Origin of the sequence: Zoogloea sp., from assembly GCF_028689785.1 — a bacterium.
Lineage (GTDB): Bacteria > Pseudomonadota > Gammaproteobacteria > Burkholderiales > Rhodocyclaceae > Zoogloea.
In genome coordinates this window covers 83,629-108,890 of the sequence record NZ_JAQVCN010000006.1, presented here as the reverse complement: position 1 = coordinate 108,890, position 25,262 = coordinate 83,629, and the positions used below count along the sequence as shown (strand labels likewise).

26 protein-coding genes are annotated in these 25,262 nt (G+C 65.8%); 7 read left to right on the top strand and 19 right to left on the bottom strand.

The annotated features are described in order from the left end of the window. Nucleotides 1-19 precede the first annotated feature (19 nt). Nucleotides 20-2,023, top strand: a complete 2,004-nt coding sequence (locus PHI64_RS05125; protein ID WP_299879561.1) for a transglycosylase domain-containing protein — start codon at nt 20-22, stop codon at nt 2,021-2,023. 7 nt (nt 2,024-2,030) lie between these two features. Here PHI64_RS05125 and PHI64_RS05120 read toward each other — a convergent pair whose 3' ends face one another. Further along, nucleotides 2,031-2,228, bottom strand: a complete 198-nt coding sequence (locus tag PHI64_RS05120; protein ID WP_296570482.1) for a DUF2905 family protein — start codon at nt 2,226-2,228, stop codon at nt 2,031-2,033. Between the two features lie 188 nt (nt 2,229-2,416). On the opposite strand from PHI64_RS05120, the gene PHI64_RS05115 reads away from it, so the two are divergent. Together PHI64_RS05115 and PHI64_RS05110 are read left to right on the top strand one after the other, a co-directional pair. Next, nucleotides 2,417-3,220: an alpha/beta fold hydrolase gene (locus PHI64_RS05115; protein ID WP_299879558.1), complete on the top strand. Its 804-nt coding sequence runs from the start codon at nt 2,417-2,419 to the stop codon at nt 3,218-3,220. 210 nt (nt 3,221-3,430) lie between these two features. Continuing rightward, complete coding sequence (locus PHI64_RS05110; protein WP_299879556.1) at nt 3,431-3,649, top strand: hypothetical protein; 219 nt, start codon at nt 3,431-3,433, stop codon at nt 3,647-3,649. Nucleotides 3,650-3,726: 77 nt separating this feature from the next. Here PHI64_RS05110 and PHI64_RS05105 read toward each other — a convergent pair whose 3' ends face one another. Further along, nucleotides 3,727-4,887, bottom strand: a complete 1,161-nt coding sequence (locus PHI64_RS05105; protein ID WP_299879554.1) for an SAM-dependent methyltransferase — start codon at nt 4,885-4,887, stop codon at nt 3,727-3,729. 111 nt (nt 4,888-4,998) lie between these two features. Here PHI64_RS05105 and PHI64_RS05100 point away from each other — a divergent pair, with 111 nt between their 5' ends. From PHI64_RS05100 to PHI64_RS05090, 3 genes are all read left to right on the top strand, one after another. Continuing rightward, nucleotides 4,999-5,748, top strand: coding sequence for a pteridine reductase (locus tag PHI64_RS05100; RefSeq protein ID WP_299879728.1), 750 nt, complete (start codon nt 4,999-5,001; stop codon nt 5,746-5,748). A gap of 68 nt (nt 5,749-5,816) precedes the next feature. Then, nucleotides 5,817-6,755 carry a tRNA 2-thiocytidine(32) synthetase TtcA gene (ttcA, locus tag PHI64_RS05095; RefSeq protein WP_299879552.1) on the top strand — a complete coding sequence of 313 codons (939 nt, stop codon included), beginning with the start codon at nt 5,817-5,819 and terminating at the stop codon, nt 6,753-6,755. 99 nt (nt 6,756-6,854) lie between these two features. Beyond that, nucleotides 6,855-7,715 carry an FHA domain-containing protein gene (locus PHI64_RS05090; RefSeq protein WP_299879550.1) on the top strand — a complete coding sequence of 287 codons (861 nt, stop codon included), beginning with the start codon at nt 6,855-6,857 and terminating at the stop codon, nt 7,713-7,715. Nucleotides 7,716-7,787: 72 nt separating this feature from the next. Here the strand turns inward: PHI64_RS05090 and PHI64_RS05085 are convergent, their stop codons facing one another. The 17 genes from PHI64_RS05085 to PHI64_RS05005 all read right to left on the bottom strand — a co-directional run bounded on the left by PHI64_RS05085 (nt 7,788) and on the right by PHI64_RS05005 (nt 19,839). After that, nucleotides 7,788-8,081 (bottom strand): PsiF family protein, encoded by a 294-nt coding sequence (locus tag PHI64_RS05085; protein ID WP_299879548.1) that lies wholly within the window; start codon nt 8,079-8,081, stop codon nt 7,788-7,790. 138 nt (nt 8,082-8,219) lie between these two features. Beyond that, a complete protein-coding gene (gene hprK / locus PHI64_RS05080; RefSeq protein ID WP_299879546.1) occupies nt 8,220-9,155 on the bottom strand; it encodes an HPr(Ser) kinase/phosphatase in 936 nt (311 codons plus the stop codon). Next, a complete protein-coding gene (ptsN, locus tag PHI64_RS05075) occupies nt 9,124-9,609 on the bottom strand; it encodes a PTS IIA-like nitrogen regulatory protein PtsN (protein WP_299879544.1) in 486 nt (161 codons plus the stop codon). The genes hprK and ptsN overlap by 32 nt, the downstream gene beginning before the upstream one ends. Before the next feature lie 158 nt (nt 9,610-9,767). Continuing rightward, nucleotides 9,768-10,091 (bottom strand): ribosome-associated translation inhibitor RaiA, encoded by a 324-nt coding sequence (raiA, locus tag PHI64_RS05070; RefSeq protein ID WP_296570510.1) that lies wholly within the window; start codon nt 10,089-10,091, stop codon nt 9,768-9,770. A 16-nt stretch (nt 10,092-10,107) separates the two neighbouring features. After that, a complete protein-coding gene (locus PHI64_RS05065) occupies nt 10,108-11,571 on the bottom strand; it encodes an RNA polymerase factor sigma-54 (protein WP_299879542.1) in 1,464 nt (487 codons plus the stop codon). Nucleotides 11,572-11,586: 15 nt separating this feature from the next. Beyond that, nucleotides 11,587-12,309: an LPS export ABC transporter ATP-binding protein gene (gene lptB / locus PHI64_RS05060; protein WP_296570515.1), complete on the bottom strand. Its 723-nt coding sequence runs from the start codon at nt 12,307-12,309 to the stop codon at nt 11,587-11,589. Beyond that, nucleotides 12,296-12,745: a recombination regulator RecX gene (gene recX, locus PHI64_RS05055; protein WP_299879539.1), complete on the bottom strand. Its 450-nt coding sequence runs from the start codon at nt 12,743-12,745 to the stop codon at nt 12,296-12,298. The genes lptB and recX overlap by 14 nt, the downstream gene beginning before the upstream one ends. Before the next feature lie 14 nt (nt 12,746-12,759). Next, nucleotides 12,760-13,797 (bottom strand): recombinase RecA, encoded by a 1,038-nt coding sequence (gene recA / locus PHI64_RS05050; RefSeq protein WP_299879537.1) that lies wholly within the window; start codon nt 13,795-13,797, stop codon nt 12,760-12,762. Between the two features lie 161 nt (nt 13,798-13,958). After that, a complete protein-coding gene (locus tag PHI64_RS05045; RefSeq protein WP_299879535.1) occupies nt 13,959-14,444 on the bottom strand; it encodes a CinA family protein in 486 nt (161 codons plus the stop codon). Next, nucleotides 14,444-14,923 carry a phosphatidylglycerophosphatase A gene (locus PHI64_RS05040; RefSeq protein ID WP_299879533.1) on the bottom strand — a complete coding sequence of 160 codons (480 nt, stop codon included), beginning with the start codon at nt 14,921-14,923 and terminating at the stop codon, nt 14,444-14,446. Before PHI64_RS05040 ends, PHI64_RS05045 begins: the two co-directional genes overlap by 1 nt. Continuing rightward, nucleotides 14,920-15,888 carry a thiamine-phosphate kinase gene (gene thiL, locus PHI64_RS05035; RefSeq protein ID WP_299879531.1) on the bottom strand — a complete coding sequence of 323 codons (969 nt, stop codon included), beginning with the start codon at nt 15,886-15,888 and terminating at the stop codon, nt 14,920-14,922. The genes PHI64_RS05040 and thiL overlap by 4 nt, the downstream gene beginning before the upstream one ends. Before the next feature lie 31 nt (nt 15,889-15,919). Continuing rightward, nucleotides 15,920-16,396 carry a transcription antitermination factor NusB gene (gene nusB / locus PHI64_RS05030; RefSeq protein ID WP_296570542.1) on the bottom strand — a complete coding sequence of 159 codons (477 nt, stop codon included), beginning with the start codon at nt 16,394-16,396 and terminating at the stop codon, nt 15,920-15,922. Continuing rightward, complete coding sequence (ribH, locus tag PHI64_RS05025; RefSeq protein WP_299879527.1) at nt 16,393-16,863, bottom strand: 6,7-dimethyl-8-ribityllumazine synthase; 471 nt, start codon at nt 16,861-16,863, stop codon at nt 16,393-16,395. Before ribH ends, nusB begins: the two co-directional genes overlap by 4 nt. A gap of 33 nt (nt 16,864-16,896) precedes the next feature. Continuing rightward, nucleotides 16,897-17,997, bottom strand: coding sequence for a bifunctional 3,4-dihydroxy-2-butanone-4-phosphate synthase/GTP cyclohydrolase II (ribBA, locus tag PHI64_RS05020; protein ID WP_299879525.1), 1,101 nt, complete (start codon nt 17,995-17,997; stop codon nt 16,897-16,899). A 365-nt stretch (nt 17,998-18,362) separates the two neighbouring features. Continuing rightward, nucleotides 18,363-18,962, bottom strand: a complete 600-nt coding sequence (locus tag PHI64_RS05015) for a riboflavin synthase (protein ID WP_299879523.1) — start codon at nt 18,960-18,962, stop codon at nt 18,363-18,365. A gap of 136 nt (nt 18,963-19,098) precedes the next feature. Further along, a complete protein-coding gene (locus tag PHI64_RS05010; protein WP_299879521.1) occupies nt 19,099-19,533 on the bottom strand; it encodes a CBS domain-containing protein in 435 nt (144 codons plus the stop codon). A 174-nt stretch (nt 19,534-19,707) separates the two neighbouring features. After that, nucleotides 19,708-19,839 (bottom strand): hypothetical protein, encoded by a 132-nt coding sequence (locus PHI64_RS05005; protein WP_299879519.1) that lies wholly within the window; start codon nt 19,837-19,839, stop codon nt 19,708-19,710. 185 nt (nt 19,840-20,024) lie between these two features. On the opposite strand from PHI64_RS05005, the gene PHI64_RS05000 reads away from it, so the two are divergent. Then, complete coding sequence (locus PHI64_RS05000) at nt 20,025-25,211, top strand: PAS domain S-box protein (protein WP_299879517.1); 5,187 nt, start codon at nt 20,025-20,027, stop codon at nt 25,209-25,211. The last annotated feature ends 51 nt before the right edge of the window (nt 25,212-25,262 follow it).

Here is a 25,262-nt window from a genome sequence, read left to right as displayed (position 1 = left end):
CATACAATGCCCGCCACTCATGCACCCGTCCCGCCCTTTTTCTGCCCTTAATCCCTTGATCTGGCGTCTTGCGCTGCCGGCCCTGCTGCTTCTTGCCGCATTGCCGGCTCAGGCGGTGCAGCCTATCCCCGGCTTTGCCGAAGTCCGGGCCGGGGCGCGACCGTCGGTGGCAGTGCTGCTCGCCCGGGACGGCACGCCCCTGGCCGAGCGGCGCCTCGACATGGGGGTGCGGCGGCTTGAATGGGTCAGCCTCAACAGCCTCTCGCCCGCGCTCAAGGAGGCCCTGCTGGCAGCCGAGGACAAGCGCTTCTTCGAACACTCGGGGGTGGACTGGCGGGCCTTCGCCGGCTCCCTGTGGCACAACCTGTGGTACGACCGCAAGCGTGGAGCGTCTACCCTGTCCATGCAGGTCGCCGGGCTGCTCGACCCTGAACTGGCCCTCGGGCGCAATGGCGCGCCGCGGCGCTCCCTGGGCCAGAAGTGGGACCAGGCCCTGGCAGCCCAGGCGCTGGAGGCCCGCTGGACCAAGGAGCAGATCCTCGAAGCCTATCTTAATCTGGCGCCCTTCCGGGGCGATCTGCAGGGTGTCCATGCGGCGTCCCGGGCATTCTTCGGTAAAGGGCCGGAGGCCCTGGGCCGGCCGGAGGCCCTGGTGCTGGCGGTGCTGCTGAGGGGCCCCAATGCCCGTGCCGAGGTGGTGGCCCACCGGGCCTGCGTGCTGGCGGAGCGCATCAATGCGCCGGGCGCCTGCACCCCGGCCCAGCGCCTGATCAATGCCAGCCTCGACCGCCAGAACACCGCCCCGCGCTGGGATCTGGCGCCCCACGTGGCGCGCCAGCTGCTGCAGCACCCCGGTGAGCGGCTGATCAGCACCCTTGACCCGGAAGCCCAGCGCGTTCTGCTGGGCGGATTGCGGCGCCCCGGTCTGGTGGAGGGTGCCGGGGTCGGGCTGGACAATGCCACGGGCGACATCCTGGCCTACGTGGGGAGCGGCGACGCGGCCCAGCCGGACCAGGTCCCGGTGTCGCGGGGCATGGGCACCCTGCTGCAGCCCCTTGTTTACGGTTTTGCCCTCGAGCGCCGCCTGCTCACCGCGGCGAGCCTGATCGAGGAGCCGCTGTCCAATCACGCCCCCACCGTGCCCGAGGATCACACCTGGGTCAGCGTGCGCCAGGCCCTGGCCAGCGGCATGGCAGATCCGGCCCAGGCGGTTGCCCGCATGGTGGGCGAGGGGCTCGCCGAACGCCTGCGTCAGGTTGAAGTGGACTGGCCCCGGGGCATGCAGCCGGAGCTCGGCCTGCTCCAGCTGGCCGGCCTGTACCGGGCCCTGCCCGCCGGGGGGCAGTGGCTGGCGCCGCGCCTGCTGGCGGCGCCGGAGCGTCAGCCGCGCCGGATCCTGCGGGCCGAGGCGGCCTTCATCGTCAGCGAGATCCTGGTGGATACCGAGCTCGAGGGGGGCAGCCTGCCGGTGGTCCATCGCCAGTACGCGATGGACGGGCGGGAGGCGCTGGGGGCGGGCTATTCGGACCGTTTCACGGTGGTGTTGTGGGCATCGGGCGGGCGGGGCACTCCGGCGCTGGCCGGTCAGGCCTGGCAGGACGTCCTGCGCGGGTTGCATCGGCAGCAGGTGGCCCATCGCCTGGTGCCGCCACCGGGGGTGGTGTCGGCGCTGGTGGTGTTCGAGCCGCCCATCGAAAGCCCGCGCCGGGAGTGGTTCATCCGTGGCACCGAGCTGGAGCGGGTCGGGCTGCCGCGCAGCCTGCCGCGCATCGCCTACCCGGCCAACGGCCTCCTGGTGGATGCGATGGCCCTGGCCGACGACCCCGCCTTCCGGGTGAGCCTCGATGCCAGCCATGCACCGCCGGGGGCATGGTGGCGGCTCAATGGTGAGAAGCTGAGCGGCAGCAACGGCCTGCGTCTGGCCTGGCGTCCGGTGGCTGGCCGGCATGTGCTGGAGCTGATGTCGGCCGAGGGGCAGATCCTCGACAGCGTGATCTTTGCGGTGCGTGCGCCCCTGGACTGAACCCCGGCTACAGCCAGCGGATCAGCAGGAAGACCAGCAGCGACATGAGCAGCGTGCTGGTGAGCGGAATGTGGATGTGGCGGCCGAACAGGTCGAAGTGCAGGTCACCCGGAAGGTGGCCGATGCGCCAGCGTCGCAGCGCCAGGCCGGAGCCCAGGCCCGACACCACCGCCAGTATCACGATTGCCAGCAACCACTTGAGCATTGCCCTTGACCCGTCTGCGTCGAAAGCGCGATTTAACCGCGGATCGGGGTGGGCGGGCAGGTTTTCTGCTTTCCCACTTGGATGGGGTGCTGTAAGTTGTGTCCTCACAACAATAGCAATCCAGAACAGCTCATGACCCTGACCCTCTTTCCCGTGCCCCTGCACGCCTGTCCGCGGGGCTTTCCTGCATGAACCGCTCCCGTTTCGGTGATCTTGAGGTCCTGTGCCGCAGCCCTGAAGGCGAGGCGCGGGAGACTCCGCTGCTCTTCGTGCATGGTGCCTACACGGGCGCCTGGTGCTGGGACGAGTTCTTCCTGCGCCATTTTGCTGCGCAGGGCTACAGCGCCTACGCCTTGTCCCTGTCGGGGCATGGCAGCAGCCGCGGGCGTGCCTATCTGGACAGCTTTTCCATCGCCGACTACGTGGACGATGTGGCCGAGGTGGTGGACAAGCTCCCGGTGCCGCCGGTGCTGATCGGCCACTCGATGGGTGGCATGGTGCTGCAGAAGTATCTCGAGAGGCGTTCGGCGCCGGCCGTGGTGCTGATGTCGTCGGTGCCGCCCCAGGGGCTGCTCGGCTCGGCCTTCGGGCTGGCCTTCTCCAAGCCCAACCTGATGGGTGACCTGAACCGCATCATGGGGGGCGGCCAGCCGCAGATGGAGACCCTGCGCCAGGCCATGTTCCACGAGGTGGTGGAGCTGGAGCGCCTGCAGCGCTACTACCACCTGTGCCAACCCGAATCCCACCGCGCGATCTGGGATATGTCCCTGTTCGACCTGCCCTTCGTGTCGCGCATGCAGTTGCCGCCCATGCTGGTCATCGGGGCCGAGCACGATGTGCTGATTCCGCCCGATCAGGTGCGCATGACCGCCCGCCGTTACGGCGTCGAAGCGCAGATCCTGCCGGGGCTGGGGCACGGCATGATGATGGAGAGCGACTGGCGGGTGGCGGCAGATCCGATCATCGCCTGGCTGAAAAGTCAGGATTTGTAAGCACCGGGTCAAAAGGCGTCAGATTGTGAACTCCGTCATTGCGACGGGCGTTCCGGCAGCCCATTCTAGAGCCATGCACACGGCCGATGTATCGGTGGGGAAAATCCCTTGTCCCCCTGCCTCGTGCCGGAGTCCCTTCAACCTTTGGACGCTGCAGCCGTTAAGAAAATCAGCGGGGATTGCTCCCTTCACCCCGCAACGGAGGCCGAAATGGTGATCTGCATGGATATGGAAAGCGGTGCCTGCACCCCCCTGGACCTGGATGGTGAGTCCGGCCTGGCCTACAGCGAAGAAGTGCTGAACGCCAATCTTTTGCCCCCCGAGCTCGCCCTTGGCCTGCAGGAAATCCCGGTGTCGTCTCCCGAGCGACACTTCGTTCCCACGGACGTGGATGCCTTCCTGAGCGCGGTGTATCGCTTCCAGGAATAAGCCTTCCGATGTCCGCATGACAAGGAAACGCCGGCCTCTGAGCCGGCGTTTCCTTGTCATGCGGGGGCGCTGTGCGCCTACAGCGTGTGCAGCCGGTCGCCGCGTCGGAAGCCGATCAGGGGCTGCACGATACCCTTGCCCAGGGCGATCACCTTGAACAGCTCGCCCATCTCATGGGGCCCCGTCAGGCGTTGCACGGCCTTGGCGGCACGGATGTAATCGGGGCTCTCCTCCGGCGCCCGCCGCGCCAGGCATTCCAGGATCCCGCAATTGAAGAGCAGGTTGGCCTGGTCGGCATAGCCGAGCACATCCAGCCCGGCTTCGAAGCCGGCCTCGGCCGCCGCGGTGAAGTCCACGAAGGCGGTGATGTCGTTGAGCCCCGGCCACAGGAAGGGGTCGCCGTGGGCGTGGTGCCGGAAGTAGCACAGCAGTGTGCCGGTGCTGCGGCTGGCCAGATAGTACTCGGCCCGCGGGTAGCCGTAGTCCACCAGCAGCAGGGCGCCCTGTTCCAGCCGGGCCGCCCATTCGCCGATCCATGCCCGCCCGGCCAGGTTCAGCTCGCTGACGTACTCGCCTTCGTCCGGCAGCGGCAGCCCGAGGGCTTCGGCGGCCTCCGCAACCCGGCCGGTCGCCGGCTGGTCTGCCCATGCAAAGCGGCCTTCCTCATCCAGGGCCACGCCCCGTTCGAAGATCCCGTCCGGGCGCCAGGCGATCAGGTGCACCGGCATCACATCCAGGACTTCGTTGGCCACCATGGCGCCGGAGAAGCGCTCGGGCAACCCGTCCAGCCAGCTGACCCGGCTGGCCAAGTGCGGCGCCTTGCTGGCCAGGGTGTCGAACTGGCGCTCGCGCAGCTCAGCGGACACTTCGAGGATGCCGTAGCTTTCCGGCAGGGCGCCACGATGCTCCAACTCCAGCAGCAGGTCGGCGGCCAGCAGGCCGGTGCCGGCGCCGGCCTCGATCACGTGGGGGGCGGAGAGATCCATGATCTGCTGGACCTGAGTGGCCAGGGCCTGCCCGAACAGGGGGGTGAGCTCGGGGGCGGTGATGAAGTCTCCCCCCGCGCCGAACTTGCGGGCGCCGCCGCTGTAGTAGCCCAGCCCGGGGGCGTAAAGGGCTTCGGCCATGTAAGTGGCGAAGGAGATCCAGCCGCCCTCGGCTTCGATCAGCGCGCGCAGGCGGGTCAGGAGGCGCCCGCTCTGCTCGAGGGCGTCGGGGGAAGGCTGGGGAAGGCTCATGGGAAGGGCGCCGTAGATAAAGGCGGCATTCTACCCGCCCCGGCCGGTGCCCCGGCAGGGCTGAGGCACCGTATCATGGCGATCCCCGCAGTCGATTTCCTCTTGCAACACATGAACACTCACTTCATCGCGCCCGTCGTGCTGGTGACCGGCGGCGCCCGCCGCGTCGGTGCGGAGATCGCTCGCCGCCTGCATGCTGCCGGCGCCCGGGTGGCCCTGCATTACCGCAGTTCTTCGGCCAATGCGGAGGCGCTGGCAGCCGGCTTCAACGCAGCGCGGCCCGATTCTGCGCTGGTGCTGCAGGCCGACCTGCTCGACACGGCAGGCCTGCCGGGATTGGTGTCCGCCGTGCTGGAACGTTTCGGGCGCCTGGACGGGCTGGTGAACAATGCCTCTAGCTTCTTCCCTACCGCCGTCGGCGAGATCGACGAAGCGGCCTGGGCCGACCTGATCGGTTCCAACCTCAAGGCGCCCCTGTTCCTGTCCCAGGCGGCGGCGCCCCATCTGAAGGCCAGCGGCGGTGCCATCATCAACATCGTGGACATCCACGCCGAGCGTCCGCTCAAGGGCTATCCCCTGTATTCGGCGGCCAAGGCCGGCCTGCTCGGCCTGACCCGCGCCCTGGCCCTCGAGCTGGCGCCGCGGGTACGCGTCAATGGGGTGGCGCCGGGGGCCATCGAGTGGCCGGATGACGGGCAGTTTTCGCCGGCCGAGCGCGAGGCCATCGTCCGCCACACCCTGCTGGGCCGGACCGGCGCGCCGTCGGACATCGCCCGGACGGTGGCTTTCCTGCTCTTCGACGCCCCCTACATCACCGGCCAGGTCATCGCCGTCGATGGGGGGCGCAGTGCCCACCTGTAGTTTGTTTTACACTTCTGGCCGGCCGTGTGGATATTCGGTCGGACTATAATCATCTGAACTGGATTGACATGGAACACGTAGTGGCAGCCCCCGCTTTTTCACCCGCCGAGCCCGCCCCGGAGAAAGAGTCCCGTTTCTCGAACACCTTCCTGCGCCTCAAGAAACACCTTGAGCGCAAGGTCGGCGAGGCGATCGGTGATTACGGCATGATTGCCGACGGTGATGTGGTGATGGTGTGCGTGTCGGGGGGCAAGGACTCCTTCACCCTGCTGTCCATCCTGCTGGCCCTGCGTGAGCGTGCGCCGATCGATTTCCGCATCGTGGCCATGAACCTGGACCAGAAACAGCCCGGCTTTCCCGACCATGTCCTGCCGGCCTACTTCGAGTCCATCGGGGTCGAGTACCGCATCGTCACCGAGAACACCTACAAGATCGTCAAGGACAAGATCCCCGAGGGCAAGACCACCTGCTCCCTGTGCTCGCGGCTGCGCCGGGGCATCATCTACCGCACGGCCAAGGACATCGGCGCCACCAAGATTGCCCTCGGCCATCACCGGGATGACATGATCGAGACCCTGTTTCTCAACATGTTCTTCGGTGGAAAGATGAAGTCCATGCCCCCCAAGCTGGTCAGTGACGATCGCCAGAATGTGGTGATCCGGCCGCTGGCCTATTGCTCCGAAAAGGACATCGAGCGCTTCGCCCGGGGTATGGAATATCCGATCATCCCGTGCAACTTGTGCGGTAGTCAGGAGAATGCCCAGCGCAAGCAGATCAAGGCTATGCTTCGTGACTGGGACACGCGTTTTCCGGGCCGGATCGTCTCCATCGCCACGGCCCTGAAAAACGTGGTGCCGTCCCATCTGGCCGACAATGCGCTGTTTGATTTCCAGGGTGTGTCCTGCGAAACCCAGGTCGAGCAGGGGGACGTGGTCTTCGATAGCCCCGACATGCCCGTGATCCAGCCCGAGTCCGATGCGATTCCCATCGGAGTGTGGAGAAGCTAGTGCCGGAGTACCTTGCGCCAGGTCTGTGCCGGGCTTTCTCCGGTGAGACCGGCAGCGTACCGGGCGAGTCGTCAAATTCCGTCGTCGGAGTCTGTGAGAATGAGTGAGCGTCCCTCCGCAGCGTGCCTGCTGTATGCCGATGTGGCCGGCGGCGCACGCCTTGCCGTCAAACTCGGCGAAGCCGAGGCCGGCTATGCGGTCGAGCGTTGCCTGAACCGGATGTCCCGATGCGCGGAGGCCTACTCGGCCAGCGGCCTGGAACTGCACCCGGACGGGTTGGTGGCGCGCTTTGCGGAGGCGGATTCGGCCTTGCTGGCCGCCCGGGAGATGCGCGAGCGGGTGCGGGCGCTGCCACCGATGAGTGGCATCAAGCTCGTCCTGCGGGCCGGGGTGGTCCTCGAAGCCGAGGCCGAAAAAGCCGACGAAAAGGCCGAGGTGATGGCTGTCAGGCTGGTCGCCAGCCACAACCCCGACACCATCTCGGTGTCCGAGAGCTTCAGCGAGGTCCTGTCGCCTTCCATGCGCCGCATGCTCAGCCGCCTGGAAGAGAGCAGTGGGGCGCCGTTTCCAACCCTTGAACTGGGCGATCTCCCCCCACCGACCCCGGCCGAGTTGCGCCAGGAGGCGGCACAGGCGCTCAAGCAGTTGCGGGTGAGCTTTCGCGGGGAGAGCTGGGTCATCGATGCGGCACATCCGACTCTGCTTTTCGGGCGCGAAACTGGTAACGACATCGTGGTCGCCGATCCACGGGTGTCCCGGCAGCATGCCCGCATCGAGCTGCGCAGCGGCCTGTTCTATCTTGCCGACTCCAGCACCAACGGCACCTACCTGCTCGAAGAGGGCAACGCCGAGCATTGCATCAAGCGTGACGAATTCATCCTGGGTGAGAAGGGGCACATCGGTTGCGGCTTTTCGCCGGCCGAGAACATGTCCGACGCGGTGGCCTTCGCCGTCGACTGAGCGGGGCTGGACGTCGGCTGAAATGCAGAAGGGCCGCAATTTGCGGCCCTTCGTGCTGTAGGGGAGGGCGAATCAGCTCGCCTTGAGACAGTCGCTCATGAATTTCTTGCGTTCGTCGCCCTTCAGCGCCTTTTCGCCAGCATCCTTGTTGCAGGTCTTCATCTTGTCCTGCTGGGTGGTTTTGGCAGGCTTGGCGGACAGGCATTCCTTCATGAATGCCTTGCGCTCATCGCCCTTCAACTCCTTTTCACCGGCGGAGGCATTGCACTCCTTCATCTTGTTCTGCTGGGCGCCGGCCGCGAGAGCGGCGGGTGCCAGGCTGGCGGCGAACAGGGAAACGGCGACGCTCAGGATCATTTTCTTCATCAGGCCACTCCTCGTAGGAAGGATTATCGGGAACTGCGACACCATCATAAACGGCGCATGTGCGATGGCGTTGACGAGGGGCTGCAGCGCGGTGCCAATATGCCGCTCGCGCCACAGTTTTTTGCAGCTCTGCGGGTCTCAGATCCCGTTCTCTTCCATCGCCCGGCGCTGGCGGTCGACAAACTCTTGAGTGGAGTCGATGCCGCGCAGCAGCAGGATGGTGGAGCGCACGGCGGCTTCGAGCAGCACGGCGAGGTTGCGGCCTGCCGCAACGGGAAGGACCACCCGCCGCACGGGGATGCCCAGGATCAGCTGCTCCTCCGCATCGTGGCTGAGACGCAGGGGGTCTTCCTGACCGGGCTGTCGGCGCTGCAGGTGAACCACCAGCTTGAGCTTCATCTTCCGGCGACAGGCGGTTTCACCGAAGATCGTGCGGATGTTGAGGATGCCCAGGCCGCGGACCTCGATCACATCCTGAAGCAGCTCCGGACAGCGGCCTTCCAGTACATTCGGGGCGATGCGCGAAAACTCTACGATGTCGTCGGCCACCAGGCCATGGCCGCGGGAGATCAGTTCCAGGGCGAGTTCGGACTTGCCGGCACCGGAGTCGCCGGTAATGAACACACCCAGGCCCAGTACGTCCATCAGCACCCCATGCAGGGCGACCCGCTCGGCCAGTTTGCGCGAAAGGTAGCTGCGCAGATGGTCGATGACATTGGCTGCCGGCAGGGGGCTGGCAAACAGGGACACATCCTCATTGGCACACAGGGTGCGGATGATGCTGGGGATGTCCTCGTCGTCGGCGACGATCAGGGCGGGGGGGGCGTAGGAGAGGATCTCCCGGACGTGGTGGATGACCTTCTCGCGGGTCTGACGCCGGGCCCAGGCAATCTCGGATGCGCCAAGGATCTGCAGGCGGTCAGGGTGGATCAGGTTCAGGTGGCCGACCATGTCGGCCGGCCAGATGCGGTCTTCGGAGACCGAAATGCGGGTGGAGAGACTGCCGCAGATGTGCCGCAGCCTCAGGCGTTCGAGATTGTCGTCAAACAGCCGCGTTACTGTCGTCTGGCGCATCGCTTCCCCACTGGGCGAAGAGGGCATGGGCGGCCAGTGCATCCGGGGCGTTCAGGAGTTGCTCGCGGAAAGCACGGTCACTGAACATCTGGGCCAGTTCGGAGAGCAGTTGCAGGTGGTGCTCGTTGGCCTGTTCGGGCACCAGCAGCACGAACAGCAGGGAGACCGGGCGGCCATCGGGGGCATCGAAGGGAACTGGTTCGGCGAGGCGGATGAAGGCGCCGAGTGCATCCTTGAGGCCCTTGATGCGGCCGTGGGGGATCGCGATGCCTTGCCCCAGACCGGTGGAGCCGAGCTTCTCCCGGGCAAACAGGCTGTCGAAGACAGTGCTTCGGCCTATTCCGTGGTTGTTCTCGAACAGCAGACCCGCTTGCTCGAAAGCGCGCTTCTTGCTGCTCGCTTCGAGTCCGACGACCACGTTGGCCGGCGGCAGTAATTTCGCGATGAGATTCATGCGTGGACTCTCCTGCATGCGGCAAGAACCGACACAGGTTTCCGATGAAGGGCGATTCAGGGGATCCAGAGGCTTCAGCCGCCGGGGCCGTTGTGTCAACTGGGGCGCATTATAGCCACAACGGTCCCGGGGAAAACGGGATTACTTGCGCGGACGAATCAGGATTCGGCCACGTGGTGCTTCAGAGAGTCATGGCCGTGGTCGGAGACCTTGTCCTTGTACTTCAGAACCTGGCGGTCCAGCTTGTCGGTGAGGGCGTCAATGGCGGCGTACATGTCGGAATCCTCGGCTTCGACATGGATGTCCTTGCCGCGTACGTGAACGGTGACTTCGGCCTTCTGACGCAGCTTTTCCACCGAGAGGATCACGCCGACGCTGGTGACGTTGTCGAAGTGACGGATCACGCGGTCGAGCTTGGAGGTGACGTACTCGCGGATCGCCGGCGTAACTTCGACGTGATGCCCCGTGATGTTGAGGTTCATGGTTGCTACCTTTCTGTCAGATGGTTTTGCGCAGACTGACCGGCGGGATGTCGAGGGACTCGCGGTACTTTGCAATCGTCCGCCGCGCCACCACGATACCCTGCTGGCCTAACAACTCGGCAATCTTTGCGTCGGACAAGGGTTTCCTCTTGTCTTCCGCCCCCACGAGCTGGCGAATCAGCGCCCGAATCGCCGTCGAGGAGGCAGCACCACCGCTGTCGGTGGCGACGTGACTGCCGAAGAAATACTTGAACTCAAAAATGCCCCGCGGCGTGGCCATGTACTTTTGGGTGGTCACCCGCGAGACGGTGGATTCGTGTAGATCCAGCTGCTCGGCGATTTCCCGCAGGGTAAGCGGGCGCATTGCCACATCGCCATAATCGAAGAACTGGCGCTGCCGGTCAACGATCGCTTGTGAGACACGCTGGATAGTCTCGAAACGCTGCTGCACGTTTTTGATCAGCCAGCGGGCTTCCTGCAGGTGACTGGACAGGGAGCCGCTGGCGCCCCGGTTGTCCCGCAGGATCTGGGCATACAGCTGATTGACGCGTAGCCGCGGCATCGCGTCGGGGTTGAGATTGACGACCCAAGTGCTGCGGACCTTGCGTACCACGACATCCGGCACAACGTAGCGGGTATCCGCCTGGGAGAACTGGGCACCAGGGCGGGGATTCAGACCCAGAATGAGGTTGTGGGCCTCCCGCAGGGCATCGTCGTTACAGCGCAGAGCCCGTTTGAGCTTGAGGAAGTCCCGGGCCGCCAGCAGCTCCAGATGCTCGGCAACAATGGCCAGGGCCAGCTGGCGAGTGTCGGTGCGGGGCAGAGCTTGAAGCTGCAGGGCCAGGCACTGGCCCACGTCCCGGGCTCCGACACCGGCCGGGTCGAGGCTCTGGATCTGGCGCAGGGCGATGTTGAGGTCGTCGATCTCGATTTCGTGTTCAGGGGGCAGCAGGGGCAGGAGGTCTTCCAGCTCCTGGCTCAGGTAGCCGTCATCGTCCAGGGCTTCGATCAGGAAGCGCACCAGCGCCCTGTCCCGGTCGGACAGGGGGGTGAGGGCGATCTGGGCATCCAGGTGGTCGCGCAGGGACGGGACGGCGGCCTGGAACTCCTGGAAGTCGGCGTCGTCATCGTCGTCTCGCTGACCACTGCCGCTGCCCGCGGCCATCCATTCGCCGGCTTCGCCGCTATTGTCGAAGTCCTGGTCTGGCTCGCGCTCCCGGTCGGCCTCGCGGGACTGCTCCTGATCTCGCTCGTGGGCGGCCTCGCTGCCTGCCGGTGCCACCGGGCCGGGGGCCTCGACGCGGCTGGAGCCCAGATCGCCTTCAGGTTCCTCCCGTTCGAGCATCGGGTTTTCGAGAAGGATCTTCTCGATCTCCTGATTGAGCTCAAGGGTGGACAGCTGGAGCAGCTTGATGGACTGCTGCAGTTGCGGGGTCAGCGCAAGGTGCTGGGAGAGTTTGAGCTGGAGGCTGGGCTTCATGAGTCGTCTCGGTGCTCAGAGCCGGAAGTGCTCGCCAAGGTAGACCTGACGCACCTGCTCATTGTGGACGATCTCGTCGGGGCGGCCGCTGGCCAGCACCTCGCCGGCGTTGATGATGAAGGCGCGGTCACAAATGCCGAGGGTTTCGCGGACGTTGTGATCGGTGATCAGCACACCGATACCTTTGTCCTTCAGAAAACGGATGATCTTCTGGATGTCGATCACGGCGATCGGGTCGACGCCGGCAAAGGGTTCGTCGAGGAGGATCAGTCGCGGGTCGGTGGCCAGGGCGCGGGCGATTTCGCAGCGGCGCCGTTCGCCACCCGAAAGGGAGATGGCCGTGCTGTCGCGGAGATGTTCGATGCCCAGCTCGTTGAGCAGCTCGTCGAGGCGGGCGGCGATCTGGGCTTTGCCGTGGTGCTGCAACTCCAGCACGGCCTGGATGTTCTCGGCCACGGTGAGTTTGCGGAACACGCTCATCTCCTGGGGTAGGTAGGACAGGCCGAGACGGGCGCGCTGGTGGATCGGGCGGTGGGTCAGCACCTGATCATCGAGGGTGATCTCGCCTCCGTCGGCGGCCACCAGGCCGACGATCATGTAGAAGCAGGTGGTCTTGCCTGCGCCGTTGGGGCCAAGCAGCCCCACGACTTCGCCGCTGCCGACGTTGAAGGAGACGTCGTGGACAACGGTACGTGCCTTGTACTTCTTGCGCAGGTTGCTGACTTTAAGCAGGCTCATCGCCGGGGTGTTCTCTCAGGACTTTACGTATTATTTCGGTGGAAAAACCACGACCTTGAAGGAAACGCGCCTGGCGGGCCCATTCCTGCTGATCCGCCGGCGCGCTGGAGAACTTGCGGCGGATCACCTCCCGCGCACGTTCCTGCTCACTGTTGCCGCAGTTGTCCTCGATGGCCTCGCCAATCAGTTCCGCTGCCACTCCGCGCCGGGACAGCTCCAGGCGCAGGCGAGAGGCACCGAAGCGGCGGGCCTTGGCTCTTACATAGGCGTCCGCAAAGCGGGCGTCGGAAAGCAGGCCGAGCTCGGCCAGACGGTCGAGCTCGGAATTGACTTCGTCTTCGCTGCCCAGGCCGCACAGCTTGCGTGCCAGCTCGACGCGGGAGTGCTCCCGCTGGGCCAGGCAACGCAGGGCACGTTCGTGCAGGCTGGCGGCCATGGATTGCCCGGGCCCTATTCGGTGGCAGCTGCCACGGGGGCGCGTGCGATGACGGCCATCTCGGGCAGGTTGCAGGCCACGCGGATCTTGTTCTCGATCTCACGGGCGATGTGCGGATTGGCTTTCAGGAACTCGCGGGCGTTGTCCTTGCCCTGACCGATCTTCTCGCCGTTGTAGGCGTACCAGGCGCCCGACTTGTCCACGAACTTGTGCTGGACGCCCAGATCGATGATCTCGCCTTCGCGAGACGTGCCTTCGCCATAGAGGATGTCGAACAGGGTCTCGCGGAACGGCGGCGCGACTTTGTTCTTGACGACCTTGACCTTGGTCTCGGAGCCGATCACCTCGTCGTTTTTCTTGATGGTGCCGATGCGCCGGATGTCCATGCGCACGGATGCATAAAACTTGAGGGCGTTGCCGCCGGTGGTGGTTTCGGGGCTGCCGAACATCACGCCGATCTTCATGCGGATCTGGTTGATGAAGATGACCAGGGTGTTGGTGCGCTTGATGTTGGCGGTGAGCTTGCGCAGGGCCTGGCTCATCAGGCGGGCCTGCAGGCCGGGCAGCTGGTCGCCCATCTCGCCTTCGATTTCAGCCTTGGGGGTGAGGGCTGCTACAGAGTCGATGATGACCACATCCACGCCACCGGAGCGTACCAGCATGTCGGCGATCTCAAGGGCCTGCTCGCCCGTGTCGGGCTGGGAGATCAGCAGGTCACCGATGTTGACGCCGAGCTTCTGGGCATAGGTAACGTCGAGGGCGTGCTCCGCGTCGATGAAGGCCGCGGTGCCGCCGAGCTTCTGCATTTCGGCGACGACCTGGAGGGTGAGGGTGGTCTTGCCCGAGGATTCGGGGCCGTAGATCTCGACGACACGGCCACGGGGCAGGCCGCCGATACCGAGGGCGATGTCGAGACCCAGTGAACCCGTGGAGACGGTCTGGATGTCGCTTTCGACCTCACCGTCGCCGAGACGCATGATCGAGCCCTTGCCGAACTGCTTTTCGATCTGGGAAAGCGCGGCTGCGAGGGCCTTGGCCTTGTTGTCATCCATTTGACTGATCCTTGCGTAAAGGGTTTTGGGGATTATGGCACAGAGTTTGCGTGCAGGTGGACGCGCTGCAGCAGGTACGGACTATGCTTGTGCATAACTGATATTTTATACAGTTCTCTGCGAACGTCTACCTCGATCGCAGGTGTCCCCCTTGTGGCCGTTCAGGCGTAGCGGCGCAGGAGCTCTTCGAGGGCGAAGACGACGGCCTGGTAACGCACGGATTCCCGGTCGCCACTGAAATGGCAGGTTGCCGTCCCTGGTGTCTCGCCGGCACGCCCCCAGCCGAAGCACACGGTGCCGACGGGCTTCTCCGGAGAGCCGCCGGTAGGGCCGGCGACCCCCGAGATGGACAGGGCGAGGTCGGCCTCGGCACGCTCCAGGGTACCCCGCACCATGGCCGCGGTGGTCTGCTCGCTGACCGCACCGTGGCGGGCCAGGGTCATGGGGGAGACGCCCAGCAGGGCGCACTTGGCGTCGTTGGAGTAGGTGATGAAGCCGCAGTCGAACCAGGCCGAGCTGCCGGCCGTGGCGGTGACCACCTCGGCGACCCAGCCGCCGGTGCAGGATTCTGCCGTGGCCAGCCGCCAGCCGCGGGACTGGAGGTGGTCGCCGACGGCGCGGGACAGGGCTTCGAGTCGGGTATCCATCAGCTTGCAAACCTCACGAACAAGGCCAGCACCAGCAGGGTGTAGCCGGCGGCCAGCAGGTCGTCGAACATTACGCCCAGCCCGCCGCGGGTGCGTTCGTCCACCCAGCGGATGGGGGGCGGCTTGACGATGTCGAAGAAGCGGAACAGGGCGACGGCGGTGGCCTGCCAGGCCAGGGTGGGAGGGGTGAGCCACAGCACCAGCCAGATAGCGACGATCTCGTCCCACACGATGCCGCCGTGGTCGGCCACCCCGAGGGCTCGTCCGGTGCGTTCGCAGGCCAGGATACCGAACAGGAAGCTGGCCAGCAGCAGCCCGCCAAACAGGGGTTCGGACAGGGGTGCATGGACGAAGGGGAAGAGCAGCCAGCCCAGCAGGGTGCCGGCGGTGCCCGGGCCTTTCGGAATCAGGCCGGAGCCGAAGCCGAGGGCAATGAAGTGGGCCGGATCGGAGACGAGGAAGCGCAGGGTCGGCTTCATGCGTCACGCCCGAAGTGGTCGTAACCGCGGACGGCAAGACTGTCGAGCCGGCCGTCGGCGCGGCGCAGTTGCAGCCGGCCCGGTGTGTCGGTGAGGCGCCCGATGCGGTGCAGGGGCAGATCGAGGCGGGCCGACAGGGCGGCCAGATCGTCGCGGCGCCCGGCAGGGGCAGCAAAGAGCAGCTCGTAGTCATCACCGCCGGCAGTGCAGGCCTGGAAGGCCCGGTCTGTATCGCCACAGGCTTCGATCAGCGGGGCCAGGGGCAGGGCGGCTTCGTCCACCTCGGCGCCGACGCCGGACAGTTCGAGGATGTGGTCCAGGTCGCCCAGCAGACCGTCGGAGACGTCGAGCATGGCGGTGGCCAGGCCGCGCAGGGCCAGGCCCAGGGCGACGCGGGGCTGGGGCCGCTGCAGCGCCGCCACGCATGGGTCACGCCAGGCGGGAGCAAGCTGGATCTCGGCTTTCAGATGGGCCAGGCCGAGGGCCGCACGGCCCGGCGCTCCGGATACCCACAGATCATCACCGGGCCGGCCGCCGCTGCGGGTGATGGCCTGGCCGAGGGGCAGCTCGCCGAAGATGGTCGGGCACAGGTTGAGCGGGCCGCGGGTGGTGTCGCCGCCGATGGCGTCGATGCCAAAAGCCTCGCAGCAGGCGAAGAAGCCTTTGGCGAACGGGGCGATCCAGCTTTCATCAGCACTCGGCAGGCTGGCGGCCAGTACTACCCAGCGGGGCTCCGCCCCCATGGCGGCCAAGTCGGAGACGTTGACCGCCAGGGTCTTCCAGCCCAGGTCTTCCGGGCCGGTGTCGGCGAAGAAATGAGTGCCGGCCACCAGCATGTCGGTGGAGATGGCCAGCTGCATGCCTGGGCGGGCGCGGATCAGGGCCGCATCGTCGCCCACCGCCAGGTCGGTATGGCGGGCAGGGCGGGTGAAATGACGGCGGATCAGGGCGAATTCGGAGGGCATCGCGATGGCGTGGGCGCCGTCAGGGCCGGGTTCAGCCCGGGTTGCCGTTGCGGGCGGCGCGGCGTTGCTGGGCGTTGGCCTCCACTTCGTCGGCGCGCACGCGGGCAGCCAGCTTGTCGAGCACGCCATTGACGAACTTGTGCCCGTCGGTGCCACCGTAGCCCTTGGCCAACTCGATGGCCTCGTTGATGATGACCCGGTAAGGGGTTTCCGGGCGGTGGATCAGCTCGAAGGTGGAGATCAGCAGGATGCCGCGCTCAATGGGCGACAGCTCGTTGAGCTGGCGGTCGATGTAGGGCGCGAAGCCGACCTGCAGCTCGGGGGCGTTGCTGATGGTGCCGCGCAGCAGGCCAAGGAAGAGATCACGGTCGCACTTGTCGAAACCGCCGACTTCACCGAGCTGGCTTTCGATGGCGGTGAGCTGGGCCTGGCTCAGCAGCCACTGGTATACGCCCTGCAGGGCGAATTCGCGGGCGCGGCGGCGGGGGGACTTGTTGGGTGTGCTCATGCCAGTGCTTTCAGGAGACGGGCCATTTCGACAGCGGCCTGGGCGCAGTCGGCGCCCTTGACCTGCATGCGGGCCAGGGCCTGGTCGTCGTCTTCGGTGGTGAGAATGCCATTGGCGATGGGAACGCCGGTATCCAGGGTGACGCGGGTGATGCCGGCGCCTTGTTCGTTGGAGACCAGTTCGAAGTGGTAAGTCTCGCCGCGGATCACCGCGCCGAGGGCCACCAGAGCGTCGAAACGGCCGCTCCGGGCCATCGCCTGCAGGGTCAGCGGGGCTTCGAGGGCACCCGGGACGGTGGCGATGGTGATTGCGTCACTGGCGACGCCGAGGCGTTGCAGCTCGGTCGTGCACGAGGACAGCAGGCCTTCGCAGACGTCGAGGTTGAAGCGGCACATGACGACACCGACGCGGAGGCCGCGGCCGTCCAGGTTAGGTTCGATTTCGCGGATGTTTTCGTAGCGGGGCATGGGATGTCCTGTAATGGAGGCGGAGCGTGGGGCTCAGGCGCCGGGGGCCACGTGGCCGACGACGGTCAGGCCGAAGCCGGCCATGCTGGGGATCTTGCGCGGGCTGGCGAGGATCTTCATCCGGCCCACATTGAGGCCGGACAGGATCTGGGCGCCGATGCCGAACAGGCGCGGATCCCACTTCTGAGCGGGACGGCTGGTGCTGGTTTCACCGGAGAGCTGGGCCAGGAGATCCTGGCCGGTCTGGGGGCGGTAGAGGAGCACGATGACACCGTGACCATGCTCGGCGATGTGCTTGAGAGCGGTATCCACCGGAAAACTGTGGCGGCCGCTCGTGGGGTCGAGGAAGTCGAGCACCGAGACCGGCTCGTGGACGCGCACCAGGGTGTCCACCTCGGGGTGGATGTCGCCGAAGGACATGGCCAGGTGCACTTCGCCGGAGGTCTTGTCTTCGAAGGCTGACAGGCGGAAGGGGCCGTAGGGCGTGTCCACGCTCTTCTCGCTGACCTTCTCGACCAGCTTTTCGGTGCGGGCCCGGTATTCGATCAGATCGCGGATAGCGCCGATCTTGAGATCGTGTTCCCGGGCGAACTCGATGAGCTCGGGCAGGCGAGCCATGGTGCCGTCGTCGTTCATGATCTCGCAGATCACCGAGGCGGGCTCGAGACCGGCGATGCCGGCCAGGTCGCAGCCCGCTTCGGTGTGGCCGGCGCGGATCAGCACGCCGCCCGGCTTGGCCATGATCGGGAAGATGTGGCCTGGCTGCACGATGTCGCTGGCCTTGGCATGACGGGCGACCGCCGCCTGTACGGTGCGAGCCCGGTCGGCTGCGGAGATGCCGGTGGTGACGCCCTCGGCGGCTTCGATGGAGACGGTGAAGGCGGTGCTGAACTGGCTGCGGTTGTCCCGCGCCATGTGGTTGATGCCGAGCTGGCGGCAGCGCTCTTCGGTCAGGGTCAGGCAGATCAGGCCACGGGCGTGCTTGGCCATGAAATTGATGGTTTCAGGGGTGATGAACTCGGCGGCGATGACGATATCGCCTTCGTTCTCCCGGTCTTCCTCGTCCACGAGGATGACCATCCGGCCCGCCTTGATGTCGGCAATGATGTCCTGGATGGGGGCGAGTGCGCTCATGGCAAGGATTCTCCGGCAACGGTTGTGTGGTGCTGACCCTGAAGGCGCTCATGCGCGCGGGCGACGGGCCCGCCCTGCCGCAGGGGCGGGTTCTTCTGTGATCTTCTGCGATTCATGAGCATGGTGCTGAGTGTCCGCTCGGATCGACGGCGGGCAGTCAGGCCGTATAGTGTTTCCTGGGCCGGCCATTTTCCCACACCCGGGCGGCCAAGCGCGACTTTATAGCTTGGAGGCCCTGCCGGCCGGATAGGCCGGATTGCGCAGGGCGATGCGAAGCGGCTGCCTGGCCCCGGAATGTCCCGGTGGACGTGATAAGAATGAGACGGGTGGGCGGGCCGGCACGTCACCGGCGTGGCCGAAACGGTTCAGTCGGCGCTGCGGTCCATGCTGAGCAGGCGTTCGCAGTAGCGGGCGATCAGGTCGATCTCCAGGTTTACCTTGCTGCCGATCACCAGGCGGCGCAGGGTGGTTACCTGCACGGTGTGGGGAATCAGGTTGATGGAGAAATCACAGCCATCGACCTGATTCACGGTCAGGCTCACTCCATCCACGGTGATTGAGCCCTTGCGGGCGATGTAGCCGGCAAGGGCTGCCGGTGCGCGGATCACCAACTCGTGGCTTTCGCCGACCGGGGCGAAGCGCAGCACCTCGCCGAGGCCGTCCACGTGGCCGGTCACCAGGTGACCGCCCAGGCGGTCGGCCAGGCGCAGGGCCTTTTCGAGGTTAACCTCGCCGGGGGCATCCAGGCCGACGGTGCAGTTGAGGCTCTCGCGTGAGACATCGAACTGGACAGTGTTGCCGTCCCGGGAGATCACCGTGAGGCACACGCCGTTGTTGGCGATGCTGTCGCCCAGTTGCACATCGTCCAGATCCAGGGTGCCGACGTCCACCGTGAGACGCACGCCTTCTTCGAGGGGAGACACATTCAGGATGCGGCCGGTGGCGGCAACGATTCCGGAAAACATGGGTTTGACGCTTTCTTGGTGGTGGGGAAAGCGCAATCTTAGGCGATTTGACCGGGCGCGGGCGCGTCGGGGCCGTTACGGTTAACGGCGAAAGGCCCCTTGCGGGGCCCTTCGGGGTTGTGCGCCTGGGTCTGGCTCAGAGGATCTCGGCGATGTGGTCGCGGTCTTTCAGCTCCTTCTCGAACTGGCAGATTTCCAGCCCGAGGGCGTTGCGGGCCGACACCATGCCCACCGGCTTGTCGTTCTCGACGACCGGCACGTGCCGGAAGCCGCCTTCAAACATCATGTGCAGGGCGTGGGCCAGGGGCTTGTCGGGCGAGGCCGTCTGCAGCGAGCTGGTCATGACCGCCGACAGGGGCGTCTTGTCCGGATCGAGCCCTTTGGCCACGACCCGGTTGAGCACATCGCGTTCGGTGAACAGGCCGGCAAGCTGGCCCTTGTCGTCCACCACCATGATGGCGCCGACCTTGCTGTTGGCCATGGCAATGGCTGCAGCGCGGACGGAGGTGTCGGCGATGGCGGAAATGAGGGTCTGGCCTTCCACGACCTGACGCAGCGTTCTGTTGGGCATAGGTGTCTCCGATTATGGGTTTAATGGCCGATGCGTTGAAACAGGAAAAAGGCGATCAGGAACAAGAGCCACCCGTGCTCATCTGCACGGGGGCCGCCCCGTGGGAGTGCTGCCGGCCCCGGGGATGTTTTAGTGGCAAAAAAGGCGCCCATGGGCGCCCACTCTTCTGGCCGGTCAGGTACCCGTCTTGGGGGCTGCCGGCTTGCTCATGTCGGGCTTGGTGTGCTTGGCATTGTCGCCACAGGCCTGGGCAGCGGCGGTGAAACCCAGGGCCAGGGCGAGCAGCAGGGCAACGGAACGAATCATGATGGCATCTCCGGATCGGGTTGATGCTTCATCATGGAACGTCTGGGCGGGTTTCGCAAGGGGTGTGAGGGGCCCTTGAAACGGCAGCCTCGCCCATGTCATGGAAAACCCCGCAGCTTCGGCATACCATCGCGAAACAGTTTCCTGAAATCGGCGATTCGCAACACGCTATGACGGCAATAAGGATGGTCGGCACCGATATTCCGGATACCGGCAAGCGCCCCTGCCTGGTGGTCTTGGGGGGCTTTGCGGACAGGCCCTGGCGTGTCCGGGAACTCCTGCGGCGCCTTGATCCGCGAGGCCGCGCTGCATTTGTATTGGCCGACCCGCTGGGGCTGAGTGAGCTTGCTGTGGAGTCGCGTCTGCAGGTGCGTCATGCGCAGGATGGCGTCAGTCCCGAGGTCGATTGGGTTCACGTCTGCCCGGCCGGGCAGGCCTTGATCTTTCATGAGCGTGGGCTGGGTGTCCTGCCGACCGGCCCCGGAGACACGGCCACAAGCGTGCTCGACAGGTTGCTTGAATCGGCGGCCGACGTGGGCGGCGCGGCGGTGGTGGGGGTGTTGCCCGTGCCGCGGGACGGCGCTGAGATTGCCGGTGCCCGTGCCGTCCGTGTGGCGGGGGGCGCGGTGCTCTATCTGGCAGACGAAGGGCTGGACACCTTGGAGGCGGCGGCTGACTGGCTCAACGATGTCGAGATCCGCCTCGACAGCCTGGCCGAGCAGCGCGCCGAGGCCGAGGACAGAGCCTTCCGCACCCTGCTTGCCCTGACTTCCCGTGAAACAGGGGTGGATCTGGGTGTTTACAAGGAAAGCACCCTGCGGCGTCAGACCCTGCGCCGCAGCCAGGCCATGGGTTTTACCAGTATCGAGGCTTACTTTGCCCACGTGCAGGCGGACCCTGGCGAGTTGGGCATGCTGCAGCACAGTTTTTTGATCTCGGTGTCATCCTTCTTCCGTGACGGGGCTGTCTTCGATGCCCTGGGGCGCAGTCTGCGCACCCTGGTGGCGGCCAAGCGTCCGGGGGATGCCCTGCGGGTGTGGGTGCCGGCCTGCGCCACTGGCGAAGAGGCCTATTCCATCGCCATCCTGCTCGCCGAGATCCTCGGCGACCGGCTGGATCAGCGGGAGCTGCGGGTTTTTGCCTCGGACATCGATCAGGAGGCCCTGGATTTTGCCCGGGCCGGCGTGTACGCGGCGACGGATCTCGCCGGTCTCGACCCCGAGCGGCGCAACCGCTGGTTCCGGCCGGATGGTGGCGGCTGGCGGGTGGTAAAGCGCTTGCGTGAGCTGTGTGTGTTCTCGGCCCACGATCTCACCGGGCATCCCCCTTTCATCCGGATGGACCTGGTGAGTTGCCGCAACATTCTGATCTACTTCAAGCCGGCTCAGCAGGCGGAGCTGATCCGCACCTTCCACTTTGCCATCAATCCGGGGGGGCTGTTGCTGCTCGGCCAGTCCGAGTCGGTGGGCAGCGTGGCCGGGTTGTTCGAGGCCATCGATCCGGCCGTCAAGCTTTACCGGCGCAGGGCGGCGGCCGGCGTGCGGGTGGTCAGGGCTCCCCGCCTCGGCCTCGCCGAGCGTCCGGTGCGTTCGGTGGTGGTGCCGGCCCACGGCAGCCCGGTGCAGGATCTGGTCGAACACAGCCGCCGACTGATGTTTGAGGCCTATGGCCCACCAGGGGTGCTGGTGGATGCGGCGTTTGCGCCCCTGCATTTCTTTGGCGCCAGTCGGCGCTATTTTTCGCTGCCTGTGGAAAGTGCTGATTTTTCGGTGTTTTCCCTATGTCTCCCAGAGTTGCGAGGCGAGTTGAAGGCCCTGTGCTATCGCCTGCGGCAGGACAAAGCCGAGGTGCTGCAGGGCGGTGGCGTGCTGGTCCAGTTTGGCGAACAGACCCTGCGCGTGCGCCCGGTGCTGCGTCGTCTGCTCGGGCCAGATGGGGCCAGTGAGGCGGCGGTACTTATCTGCTTCGAAGAGAGTCCGGTGCTCCCGCCGCTGGTCGAGAGTGGGGCAGGCTCAGCCCTCCTTTCCGTCGATGCCATGGGCGAAATCGCCCGCTTGAGGGAGGAACTGGCCGATACCCGGGCCCACCTGCAGACCGTGATCGAAGAGCTGGAGATGTCCAACGAGGAACTGCAGTCCCTCAATGAGGAGATCCAGTCGTCCAGCGAAGAGCTGCAGTCCTCCAACGAGGAACTGCAGGCTTCCAACGAAGAGCTCACCACCCTCAACGACGAATTGCGGGTCAAGTCCCTTGAGTACGTCCAGCTCAATGCCACCCTGGGCAATATCCAGAACTCCATTCGCACCAGCCTGGTTGTGGTGGACCGGGACGGGCGGGTGACCCGCTTCAACGCCCTCGCCAGCCGGATCTTCGGGCTGTTGCCGAACGACATCGGCCAGTTTCTCTACGGCGTGCCCTGCCACCTGGACCTGCCCCAGCTGCGGGAGTGGGTGGGAGCGGTGGTGAGCGGCGGCGAGTCCCGGGTGGAGCACGTACATCAGCGCGGCTTCCACTATCTGATGCAGATCGACACCTACCGCAACGAGCTGGGCGAACACGCTGGTGCGGTGCTGACCTTTACCGACATCTCCGACCTGCATCGCGCCGAAGCTGCTCAAGCCGACAGCGAGGCACGCTTCCGGCAGGTCTGGAATTCCAGTGTGGAGGGGCTGCTGGTGGCGGATCCGGACGGGCGGATCGTGCTGGTCAATCCGGCCATGGAGCGCATGTTCGGTTATGCCCCGGGCGAGCTGTCCGGACAGTCGGTGGATATTCTTGTCCCTGAAACCCTGCGCCCCGCCCACGCGAACCAGCGTGCCCTGTACCACAGGGCACCCGAGCAGGCCCACGCCCTGATGGCCCGGCGCAACCTGCGTGGGCGCTGCAAGTCTGGCGACGAGATCGCCATCGAAATCAGCCTGGGCAGCCTCGAACTGGATGGCATCGAGCATGTGCTGGCTACGGTCTCCGACGTGACTGAGCGCAGCCTCTCCGAGGCCTTGCTGCGGGCCAGCGAGCGACGCTTGCGCCTGGCTCTGGATGCCGCCCGGGCCGGGTCCTGGGAGTGGTTCCTGGAGACTAACAACAGCTACTGGTCCGACGAGTTGTGGGCGCTCTACGGCCTGCCCGCCCAGTCATGCACTCCGTCCTATGAGGCCTGGCGCAATACGATCCGCCCCGATGACCGGGACCGGGTTGAGGGGATCATCCGGGCAGCCCGGGAGAGGGGTGAGGGTTTCGAGGCAGAGTACCCGCTGTGCCCGCAACCCGGCGAGGTGCCGCGCTGGCTGATGTGTCGGGGCCAGCCAGTGGTGGGCGATGATGGTCGGATAGGCAGCTACATCGGCATCGTCCTTGACGTCACCGCCCGTCGTCAGGCCGAGATCCTGCGCCGGCAAAGCGATGAGATGCTCGAGACCATCCTCGACAACGTGGGTGCCTACATCTACATCAAGGATCACGAGTACCACTACACTTACGCCAACCGGGCGCTGGCCGAGCTGTTCGGCGTCAGCCGCGAGCAACTCGTCGGCACTTCCGACGCGGCCTACTTCGACAAAGCGACCGCCAACGCGCTGCGGGTCAACGACCGCCGCATCATCAGGGGCGGTGAGCGCATCGAGGTCGAGGAGACCAACGTGGACCGCCGCACTGGCGAGGCGCGCAGCTACCTGTCGATCAAGCTGCCCCTGCGCCGGGAGGATGGCAGCATCTACGCCCTGTGTGGCATTTCCACCGACATCTCCGAGCGCAAACGGGCCGAAGAGCAGCTACGCATGTTATCTACCGCGGTGGAGCAGAGCCCGGGCAGCATCGTGCTGACCGATCTGGATGCACGCATCCTCTACGTCAACAAGGCCTTCGAGCAGGCCTCCGGCTACACCCTCGACGAGGTGCGTGGTGAGAACCCGCGGATCATGCACTCTGGTGAAACCCCGCCCGAGGTTTTCCGCGAGCTGTGGGATTGCCTGAGCCAGGGCCAGGTGTGGCGGGGCGAACTGGTCAATCGGCGCAAGACCGGGGAAGTGTACGTGGAGGCGGCGATCATCTCCCCGGTGCGCCAGGCCGATGGCAGTGTCTCCCATTACCTCGGAATCAAGCAGGACATCACCGAACAGAAGCGCAACGAGGCGGAGTTGGCCCGCCACCGTCTCCAGCTTGAGAGCCTGGTCGAGGCCCGGACCCGTGAGCTGGCCCTGGCCAAGGATGCCGCCGAAAGTGCCAGCCGGGCCAAGAGCGCCTTCCTGGCCAACATGAGCCACGAGATTCGCACCCCCCTCAATGCGGTGCTCGGCATGACCCGCATCATGCAGCGCGAAGGGGCCAGCCCCAGCCAGGCAGAGCAGCTTGGCAAGATCGACAATGCGGCCCGCCACCTGCTGGCGGTGATCAACGATATCCTTGACCTCTCCAAGATCGAGGCAGAGAAGTTTCTCCTTGATGAGGGCCTGTTCGCCCTCGACAGCCTGGTGGCCAATGTGGCCTCCATGGTCCATGAAAAGGCCAGCGCCAAGGGCTTGCAGCTGTCGGTGGAGTGCGAGCCGCTGCTGTGCCTGCTGCGGGGGGATGCCACGCGGCTCACCCAGGCCCTGCTCAACCTGGCCAGCAACGCGGTCAAATTCACCGAAGCCGGCAGCGTGACCCTCACCATCCGTGTGGCGGCGCGGGAGGGCGAGCGCCTGCTGCTTCGGGTGGAGGTCAGTGACACCGGCATCGGCATTCCGCCCGAAGCCCTGCCCAAGCTGTTCCGGGCCTTCGAGCAGGCGGATGCCTCGAATACCCGCAAGTACGGGGGAACCGGCCTCGGGCTGGTCATCACCCGGCGCCTGGCCGAGCTGATGGGCGGCGAGGCCGGCGCCCACAGTACTCCGGGCGAGGGCAGCACCTTCTGGTTCACCGCCTGGCTGGGGATTGGCAGCAGCATTCCCCATGTCCTGTCGGCCCCTGGGGCAGCAGTAGGGGCAGAGGCGATTCTGCGCCGCGAGCACGCGGGCACCCACATTCTGCTGGTGGAGGACGAGCCGGTGAATCAGGAGGTGGCGCGGCTCTTCCTCCAGGACGCCGGGCTCGACGTGGCGGTGGCCGGTAATGGTGCAGTGGCCGTGGACATGGTGCGCAACTCGCCCTTCGAGCTTGTGCTGATGGACATGCAGATGCCCGAGATGGACGGGCTTGAGGCCACCCGCCAGATCCGTCGCATGCCGGGCGGGCTGCACCTGCCCATCGTCGCCATGACCGCCAACGCCTTTGCCGAGGACCGGGCCCAGTGCATGGCGGCCGGTATGGACGATTTCCTGTCCAAGCCGGTGGAGCCGGACCGCCTCTACGCTACCCTCCTGCGCTGGCTGCGCCGCGGGCAGCAAGGCGGCTGAGGCAGGGGCCTGGCTGCTGGCTTTGCAAGCGAGGGCGAGGCTTGTACATTC